2 protein-coding genes are annotated in these 1,031 nt (G+C 43.5%); both read right to left on the reverse strand.

The features are described from left to right. Positions 1 to 12: 12 nt before the first annotated feature. Positions 13 to 576 (reverse strand): transposase, encoded by a 564-nt coding sequence (locus tag AC5590_RS34815; protein WP_169269013.1) that lies wholly within the window; start codon positions 574 to 576, stop codon positions 13 to 15. Continuing rightward, on the reverse strand, positions 564 to 962 hold the full coding sequence (locus AC5590_RS34820; protein WP_169269014.1) for a helix-turn-helix domain-containing protein: 399 nt from the start codon (positions 960 to 962) through the stop codon (positions 564 to 566). Before AC5590_RS34820 ends, AC5590_RS34815 begins: the two co-directional genes overlap by 13 nt. Between the last annotated feature and the right edge of the window lie 69 nt (positions 963 to 1,031).

A 1,031-nucleotide genomic window follows, 5' to 3' on the forward strand; every position in this document is an offset into this window, starting at 1 on the left:
TTACAGCAATTTTCAGGTAAATAGACCACAGTGGTTGAACCAACCGAAGGCATCATCTTCGGTAATGTAATTTACAGCAAGAGCCATTGCTTGGTCGAGTGATTCAGGGGTACGTGCCTCACAGGAACGAAGGAATTGCTTCAGTTTCGACCAACAAAGCTCGATAGGTGATAAATCAGGAGATAATGGTGGCTTAAACTTGACTTTTGCACCGACGGACTCGATGGCAATTCTGACACGCTCGGCATGATGAACCTTCAGATTATCCATGACCACAATTGCTCCTTTCCATAGCTGAGGCAGTAAGACCTGGGTCACATAAGTGAAAAACACCTCAGTATTTGTACTTCCTGGTACAGTCATCGACGCAATCAGTCCATCGATGTTCAAACCGCCAATCAAAGAAACGTTACCACTCTTACTTCCAGGGATACTACCAACGGCTCGTTCGCCATTTACGGCTCTGGCGAACAAGCGCGACATTGACAAATTTATTCCCGCTTCATCGACAAATATTAAATTTCTGACATCAATCTGATCTAACCAACGCCGATAGTCATGTCTTAACTCTTGCACTCTTGGGGTATCTTGCTCCTTGGCATAAAGACTTTTTTTTTACAGCGTAAGCCTAATTTTTCTACCGCACGATGCATTGTTGGGATACTCACCCTAATCCCTGTCTTTTCTTGATAGCGATCGCATAATTCTCTAAGCAACAAATCATTTTTTTCCTCAACCAGAGATTGAAGCCAGCTCAGATGCTCGGTTTGAATTGTTGGCTTTTGGTATCCTCCACGTCGTTTCGCCTCAATTTGTCCATCTTGACGATAATGACGCAACAGATTTCGCACAAATGACAAGCTGACCTTGAATCTTTCAGCCAACTGACGTTGAGAGCCTTCCTTTGCTTCCCAAGCTCTAATCACGCGACGACGCAAATCACCTGAATAAGATACTGGCATCGAATCTAACAATTACTTTACTACCAGCTTACCGTAGTTTGTGGTTCAATTACCTGAAAATTGCTGTAA

It is taken from the genome of Brasilonema octagenarum UFV-OR1, assembly GCF_963888615.1.
GTDB classification, from domain to species: Bacteria; Cyanobacteriota; Cyanobacteriia; order Cyanobacteriales; family Nostocaceae; genus Brasilonema; species Brasilonema sennae.

Bases quoted from the DNA above. Each gene is read 5' to 3' on its own strand.
- AC5590_RS34820 (WP_169269014.1), bottom strand. From the start codon at position 962: ATGCCAGTATCTTATTCAGGTGATTTGCGTCGTCGCGTGATTAGAGCT.